General features: G+C 68.7%; 8 protein-coding genes and 1 pseudogene. All 9 read right to left on the reverse strand.

Features of this window, described 5'->3' with window-relative positions; genetic code table 11:
* Positions 1 to 374, reverse strand: a pseudogene (locus WBA11_RS15990) (5-(carboxyamino)imidazole ribonucleotide synthase); the annotation flags it as partial.
* A gap of 52 nt (positions 375 to 426) precedes the next feature.
* Positions 427 to 759 (reverse strand): hypothetical protein, encoded by a 333-nt coding sequence (locus WBA11_RS15995; RefSeq protein ID WP_424521654.1) that lies wholly within the window; start codon positions 757 to 759, stop codon positions 427 to 429.
* A 141-nt stretch (positions 760 to 900) separates the two neighbouring features.
* The gene (locus tag WBA11_RS16000; RefSeq protein WP_424521655.1) at positions 901 to 1236 is read right to left on the reverse strand and encodes a hypothetical protein; all 336 of its coding nucleotides are present in this window, start codon (positions 1234 to 1236) and stop codon (positions 901 to 903) included.
* Positions 1237 to 1301: 65 nt separating this feature from the next.
* Complete coding sequence (gene uvrA, locus WBA11_RS16005) at positions 1302 to 4325, reverse strand: excinuclease ABC subunit UvrA (RefSeq protein ID WP_424521656.1); 3024 nt, start codon at positions 4323 to 4325, stop codon at positions 1302 to 1304.
* A gap of 180 nt (positions 4326 to 4505) precedes the next feature.
* Positions 4506 to 5117, reverse strand: a complete 612-nt coding sequence (locus WBA11_RS16010; protein WP_424521657.1) for a hypothetical protein — start codon at positions 5115 to 5117, stop codon at positions 4506 to 4508.
* 465 nt (positions 5118 to 5582) lie between these two features.
* Positions 5583 to 6083, reverse strand: a complete 501-nt coding sequence (locus WBA11_RS16015; protein ID WP_424521658.1) for a hypothetical protein — start codon at positions 6081 to 6083, stop codon at positions 5583 to 5585.
* Positions 6084 to 6171: 88 nt separating this feature from the next.
* On the reverse strand, positions 6172 to 6630 hold the full coding sequence (locus tag WBA11_RS16020) for a hypothetical protein (protein WP_424521659.1): 459 nt from the start codon (positions 6628 to 6630) through the stop codon (positions 6172 to 6174).
* A 110-nt stretch (positions 6631 to 6740) separates the two neighbouring features.
* Complete coding sequence (locus tag WBA11_RS16025; protein WP_424521660.1) at positions 6741 to 7181, reverse strand: hypothetical protein; 441 nt, start codon at positions 7179 to 7181, stop codon at positions 6741 to 6743.
* A gap of 106 nt (positions 7182 to 7287) precedes the next feature.
* Positions 7288 to 7565, reverse strand: a 278-nt coding sequence (locus WBA11_RS16030) for a hypothetical protein (RefSeq protein ID WP_424521661.1), incomplete at its 5' end; no start/stop codon positions are given.

A 7565-nucleotide genomic window follows, 5' to 3' on the forward strand; every position in this document is an offset into this window, starting at 1 on the left:
TCGAGGTCGCGCGCCCAGACGTGGTCGGGTTGGGGGAGGGAGGCGTCGGCGAACGCGGCGCGTTGGCGCCCTTTGTGACGGACGGTCACGAGGGTCTCGACGGACGGTCGGAGCACGGCGTCGGGTACGGCCTCGAGGAGCCGGTCGGCGGGCGCCCACTCGCTCTCGACGGTGATGGCGTCGCAGCCGGCGGCCCAGTCGCGTAGTGCCTCGAGGTCGGTCCAGTCGGCGATGGTGACGTCTGCAAGCGGTAGGCCGGTGCCGCTTTCCTTGTCGGCTAGGATGCGAACGGGGATCGAGAGGCGAGTTGCGGCGAGCGCCGTCATGCGGCCGAGCTGGCCGCCGCCCAGGATGCCGAGAGTGGGGAGAGACACGGGACGCGAGGAGGACGCCGAAAGCTACCCGCCAACGTCGAGGTCCGGGGCGCTACTCGTCGCGGTACACGTTCCACGACGTCCCGTTCGCCGACGGCTGGACGGCTCCTCGAAACCCGAGGAGCAACTGAGCGAGCCGGTAGACGACCTTCATCTCGGCCAGTGTGCACGACCCCGCGACCGGCTCTTGCCCAGCTGGAGCGCTGGCTGTCCCGTCCTCGAGGTCGGCCGCCTCGGCGCGGGGAACCGACAGCGCGTCGGCGTCCTCGAGGGCGCACTCTTCGGGGCGCCGGCCCGGCTCGTGCTTCCAGGCGACGCACTCAAAGTCGTCCTCGGCGCGGTCGAGCCAGCCGGCGGTTTCGGAGCGGAACTCGTCGAGCGTCATGTCCAGGTCTGCAGGCGTGAGGGCGGGTCGTCGTCCTCGAGGACGTCTCTACGCCGCTCGGAGGCGGAGCCAGAGGCCGAGCACCCCGACCGTCACAAGAGCGAGCGGGACCCGGACCACGTACGACCCGCCCCAAAGCCCCTACATCCAGATCGGCGGCCACTCTTGAGGCGCACCGGCATCGACGACGGTCGCGACGGCGACGAACGGCGCGTCGGGATCGTCGCTCTCGGACTGAACGTTTGTGGCGGTGCCGGGCTCGAACTCGACGACGCGGCCCTGTCGGAAATCCCAGTAGTTGGGCGGTGGCACCTCGCCGTGCGTGTTGTGCGTCTCGAGGTACGCCTGCATACCCGCCTCGATCTCGGGCTTGAGCCGGTCGAGGCGGTCCTGGGCCGCCCGGTTCCAGACCTCGAGGCCGATCCACAGAAGCACCGCCCCGACGAGAGCTACGAGCGAGAGGGTCTGCGTGGTCATGGCGAGAGCGGTCGGTGGGTCTCGAACCTAGCGAACGCCCTCGAGGTCGCGTCCTCGAGGACGGGCTACGCGGCTTCCTGCTCGGGCTCCTCGTCCTCGATGGCGTCGTCGTCCTCGAGGTCGTCGTCGGGCGAGGACCCGTTGTTGATCGCGTCCAGGTCGATCTCGCGCACGTTGAGGCCCAGGTTGCCCGCCGTCTTGGCCCGCTCGAGCTCCTCGGCCACGAACGCCGCCGTCGGCGAGCCCGTCCCGACGATGCCCTCGGGCGGCCCCGCGTACAAGATCTGGCCGCCGCCCGCGCCGCCGTCCGGTCCCATGTCGATGATCCAGTCGGCCTGCTTGGCGACGTCCATGTTGTGCTCGATGACCAGGACCGTGTTGCCCTTGTCGACCAAGGCTTGCAGGACGAGAAGCAGGTGCCGGACGTCCTCGAAGTGGAGCCCGGTCGTGGGCTCGTCCAAGATGTAGAGCGTCCGGCCCGTGCCCGGCCTCGAGAGCTCCTTGGAGAGCTTGATGCGCTGGGCCTCGCCACCCGAGACCGTCGTCGCCTGCTGGCCCAGCCGGATGTAGCCCAGGCCGACCGCGTCGAGCGTGCGCAGCTTGCGAGCGATCCGGGGCTGGTTCTCGAAAAAGTGCAGGGCCTCGGAGACCGGCATCTCCAACACCTCCGCGATGTTCTTGCCCTTGAACCGGACCGCGAGCGTCTCGGCGTTGTAGCGCTTGCCCTTGCACGTCTCGCACTCGACGTAGACGTCCGGCAGGAAGTTCATCTCGAGCTTGACGATGCCCGCGCCCTTGCACGTCTCGCACCGCCCGCCCTTGACGTTGAACGAGAACCGGCCCGGCTTGTAGCCGCGGATCTCGGACTCGGGCAGCCGCGCGAACAGGTCGCGGATCAGCCCGAACAGGTTGGTGTACGTCGCCGGGTTGGACCGCGGCGTCCGCCCGATCGGCGACTGGTCGATGGCGATCACCTTGTCAACGTGCTCCAGCCCCTCGACGTCGGCGTAGGGGAGCGGGACGGTCTGGGAGTTGTGGAAGTGCTGGGCCAGGACCGGCGCCAACGTCTGGTTGATCAACGACGACTTGCCTGATCCGGACACGCCCGTCACGACGGTCAGCGTGCCGAGCGGGACCTCGAGGTCGACCTTTTTCAGGTTGTGGCCTCGCGCGCCCGTCAGCTTGATGGACTCGCCGTTACCGGACCGGCGCTCCTCGGCACTCGGCGTCGGGACGGCGCGGAGCCCGGCGAGGTAGGCCGTGGTGAGCGAGTCCGGCGGGGCGCCGTCGCCCTCGAAGGTCGAGATCTCTTTCGGCGGCCCGGCCGCCAGCAGCTTGCCGCCGAACTCGCCGGCGCCAGGACCGAGATCGACCACGAAATCGGCGCCCTCGATCATCTCGCGGTCGTGCTCGACCACCAGGACGGAGTTGCCCAGGTCGCGGAGCGCCGTCAAGGACGCGATGAGCTTGGCGTTGTCGCGCGGGTGGAGCCCGATGCTCGGCTCATCGAGGACGTAGAGGACGCCCGTCAGCTGCGTCCCGATCTGGGTCGCCAGCCGGATCCGCTGCGACTCGCCGCCCGAGAGCGTCCGCGCCGGCCGGTCCAACGTCAGGTAATCGAGGCCGACGTTGAGAAGGAAGTCCAGCCGCTCCCCGATCTCCTTCACGATCGGACCGCCGATCACCTCTTGCCGGCCCTCGAGGGCGAGATCCTGGAACCACTGGCGCAGCGCCGTCAGGTCCATCTGGACCAGGTCCGCGATCGACTGGTCGCCCTCGAAGGTGCCCGTGTTGCCGACCCGGAAGCTCAGCGACTCCGGCTTGAGCCGCCCGCCGCCGCACGCGCCGCACGCGCGGACCCGCATGAACGCGTCGCCCCACGCCTTCTGCGACTTCGAGGTCGCGTTGTCGAGCGTGTGCTGGATGTGCCCGTGGACGCCGCCGAACCGGTGCTGGTACGTGACCTGGCGGCCCTTGTACTTGTAGACGATGTCGAACTGCTCGTCGCCGGCGCCCTCGAGGATGACGTCGCGCTGCTTGTCGGTGAGCGTCTCGAACGGCGTCTCGTAGTCGAACCCGTAGACGTCGGCGACCGCCTGGAGCTGGCTGAACACCCAGACGTCGCGGGGCTTGCCGAGGGGAGCCAGCGCGCCGCCCTCGATGGTGCGGGCCGGGTTCGGGACGACCAGGTCTGGGTCGATCTCCTTGCGGACGCCCAGCCCGTTGCACGCCGGGCACGCGCCGTAGGGCGAGTTGAAGCTGAACGTGTTGGGCGACGGGTCGTCGTAACTGAGTCCATCGGCCGGCGCGGTCAGGTGGCGCGAGAACAACACGTCGCCGGCCTCGAGGTCGGACCCGCCCCCGTCGCCGAGCTTGTCGATCTGGGCGATGAGCGTGCCGCCGCCCATGCCGAGCGCGATCTCAGCCGCCTGCGAGATCCGGGGCCGCACGCCGTCCTTGACGACCAGCCGGTCGACGACGACCTCGATGTCGTGGATCTTGTACCGGTCGAGCTGCATGCCCTTCTCGATCTCGCGGACGTCGCCGTCGGTGCGGACGCGCTCGAAGCCCTGCTTCGCAACCTGCTCGAACAGGTCCCGGTAGTGGCCCTTGCGGCCCTTGACGACCGGCGCCAGGATCTGGACGCGCGTGCCCTCGGGGAAGGCGGCGATCGCGTCGATGATCTCGTCGTCGGACTGGCGCCGCATCGGCGTGCCGGACTTGTACGAGTATGCGTCTGAGGCCCGCGCGTAGAGCAGGCGCATGAAATCGTAGATCTCCGTCACCGTGCCGACCGTCGAGCGCGGGTTGCGACTCACCGTCTTCTGCTCGATGGCGATGACCGGCGAGAGGCCGTCGATGAACTCGACATCGGGCCGCTCCATCACGCCCAAAAACTGGCGCGCGTAGCTCGACATCGACTCCATGTAGCGGCGCTGGCCCTCGGCGTAGATCGTGTCGAACGCGAGCGACGACTTGCCCGAGCCCGAAAGCCCCGTGATGACGACGAGGGCGTCGCGGGGCAGGTCCACGTCGACCCCTTGCAAGTTGTGTTCGCGGGCGCCGCGGATCAGGATCTGGTCGTCCATTCGGGGTGTGCTGAGGCCGACCGTGAGAACCGGCGGTGGGAGTCGCCGTTCCGTCGGCGCGAGCGCCGAGTGTACCCCCGAGCGCTGCCCCCGTCGTGTCACACGCGGCCCGTCCTCGAGGTCGGACCCGGATCAGGTGGTCGTCACCCTCGAGGACGGCACAGCTCCGCATTGCGCCGGCTATCCCCCGTACTCGGACTCGAGCCTCTCGACGTCGCGGGGGGCGTCCACGTTGATCCAGGCCGCGGGCCGTCCCGCCCCGCGCGGCGTCAGGCGGACCCACAGCCGTGTGTCGGGCTGCGAGTACCGCTCGACCGAGGGCGGCAGCCAGCCGGAGTAGACCTCGCCCTCGAACCGGAAGAACTCGGAGCCCTCAGCGCCCCGGGCGAGCCACTCGATCTCGTCGCCAGAGGAGAGGTAGAGAGTGTGGCTGCGGCCGGACCCGTAGTAAGCGTCTCGGCTCAGGTACGTCGCCGCGCCGTAGTTCGTCACATCGATCGTGGACGGCCCGTTGGGCCGGGCCCGGCCCGCGCGGCGCGTCACGGTCAGCGCCTCGCTCCGGTCGTTCCCCTCCACCAACCGGCCGGCGCCGACCGTGCGGATGGGCGTCCCGATCTCCGTCGTGGGGTGGTACCAGCCGAGAACGGCCGTCCGGGTCCGCCACCGGTAGATCAAGCCGTCGTCGGCGTCTCCGACCTCGACGGCGAAGACCCCAGCGTGCTGGTGCTGCGCGTCGACGGGGTCCGCCGATGCGATCAGGAGGAGGAGCGAGGAGAAAATGGCGAGCCGCATGGGATGGGTACGTGTGGTTGAACCGCGTGGCAGAGAATCGTCCTCGAGGACGTCGAGTTACGCTGAGGCGGGGAGTCCGAAGGCTCCGGCGGACTCGTCGAAGCTGGCCTGACCCAGAAACAGCGAGCGCCCCCGCGACCGCGGGTCCCACCCGTCGCGCAGGCCGCGTCGAACGGCGGACGCCACAAACCGTGGCGTGACAGGTGCCGGGAGGTTGCGACCTCAGTCGGGAACGTCAAACGCGCAGCCGACCCCGACCAACAGCCGGCGATTCCGAGTTCCCGCGAGGACGACCTCGACGTACCCGGATTCCGTATTGAGACGCCACGCGTAGGACGCCCCGTCCACATCGATGGAGCGGAATCCTCGCTTCTTGGTTGGGCGGCTCACGGGGTGATGGTCGGGCTGCGTTGGGCGTCCGGACCGCCCTTGAGGACAGTCGCCGATTTCGAGAAGGGCTCGGTGTTACCGTGCCGTCCTGATGTCGAGGGTGTAGCGCCCCTCCGAGCCGTCCGCAGAGCTCGCGGCGACGATGTAGCTCCCGGCCTCGAGGAGACGAGTGACCGTGGCGTCCTGGCCTGCGCCGTTGTCGCCGTCCGTCGCGATGATGTTGCCGAGGCTGTCGTAGAGAGTTACGAACGCATTGATCTCGTCCGAGGACTGCGTGATCGTCGTCATCGAGATGTCTGCGAGGCGGAAGACGGAATAGTCGGCGGCTGTAAACCGGGCGTCGTCGCCGGTCCCGATCCAGTGGCGACACTCCCAGGCTCGGAGCGTGGTCGAGAGGCCCGTTCTTAGGAACCCGCCCCCGTCCCTCCAGTCGAGCGGCTGGATATCCACGCAACCCGACGCAAAGCGGGCGTCCTGGACTTCTGCGTCAGAGAGAGAGCCACTGTTGGAGCAGGCCGTGAGCAGGAGGGGTAGGAGCAGGAGCGTGCGGTACATCGCATCGGCGGGGGATGTCATAGCCTACCAGGGCGTGGCGCCACGAGAGGTCATCCCGGGACCCATTCGGGTCACATTGTGGGACGCCGCCCTCGAGGACGGACCGGGGTTACTCGGCGCGGACGGTGAGCTGGTATTCGCCGTCGCCCTCGATGTGGTTGGCGGCGATCAGGTACCGGCCCGCCGAGAGGTGGACGGACACTGTGGCGTCGAAGCCCGTCGGCCCGCCCGCGCTGTCGTCGTCAGACGCGACGAGCACTCCGTTTTCCTGTATCAAGGCGAGGAACGCGTCGAAGTCGTCGGACCGGTGCGTGATGACGACGCGCGTATCGGCCTCGAGGTCGAGGGCGTAGTAGTCGGCCGCGGACCCGTCGATGTACTCGCAGGCCGTGGCCTCGACGAGGGTGGCTGTGACGGTCTGCCCGAGCTCGATGGAGGAGACGCTGGCGCAGTCGTCCGGGCCGCTGGCCCACTCGATCCCGGAGATCGACGGGAGGTCGGAGACGGGCTGGGCCGTAACCGCGGAGGAGCCGGCAGCGACGATCAAAAGAAGAACGAGGAGTCTCATCGGAGTGTGGGAATCGGTGTGGCGCGGAGGCCGGACGTCGTGCTGGTTCGAATGCATACCGCCCTCGAGGCCGAGACCTCGAGGGCGGATAGAGGTGGTCAGGGTGGCGCCTAGTTGGTGCTCACCTCGACCGTGTAGGTGCCCTCGCCGCTGATGTGGTTGGCAGCGATCATGTAGACGCCGGCATCGAGGTCGGCGGCGATCATCGAGTCAAAGCCCGTTGGGCCGGCGCCGCTGTCGTCGTCGATCTCCATGATCAGTCCGTTGCCTTCGTACAGGACGAGGTAGGCGTCGAAGTCGTTGGACCGGTGCGTGATGGTGACGCTCGCGTCTTGGTCGAGCTTGAACACGTAGTAGTCGGCCGTCGAGCCGTCCTGGTACATGCAGTCGCTCGCTTCGACGAGCGTGCCGGATGTGGCGGCGCCGACCTCGAGGGTGGCGATGTCGTCGCAGTCGATGGCGATGGTGACTCGGTCGATCTCGGCGGCCGTCTGGGCAGATGCCGAGATGGACAGGGCGAGGGCGAACGAGGCGAGGAGGAGGGTGCGCATTGCGTTGGGGAAAGCGTGATGCCGAAGCCTACCGAGCCAACCACCGAGGCCCCCCACCTCTCCCGTTCCATTCGCGTGCCGCTCCCGTTCCTTCTTCGGTAGACGATCAGCGCATGACCAGCCCGATGCGGACCTCCCGTCCTCGATTGGGCCATGCCACCAACAAGGGCGCGACGCCGTCGCCAGGTCGCGTGCGGGCCGCTGTGTAGCCTCTCGTGCCCAGCACGTTGCGCCCGTCGAGCCGGACCGTCACGCCGCGCGCGACCTCGAGGGCGAGTCCAAGATCGACGACGATCTCAGACGGCAGGTCGAGCGAGCTGCCCAGGCTGCCCGTCCGCTCCGACTGCGCCCACGCGCCGGCCCGTGCCGCGACGCGTCCTCGAG

Origin of the sequence: Rubrivirga sp. (genome assembly GCF_049648075.1) — a bacterium.
In the GTDB taxonomy this organism is placed as follows: domain Bacteria; phylum Bacteroidota; class Rhodothermia; order Rhodothermales; family Rubricoccaceae; genus Rubrivirga.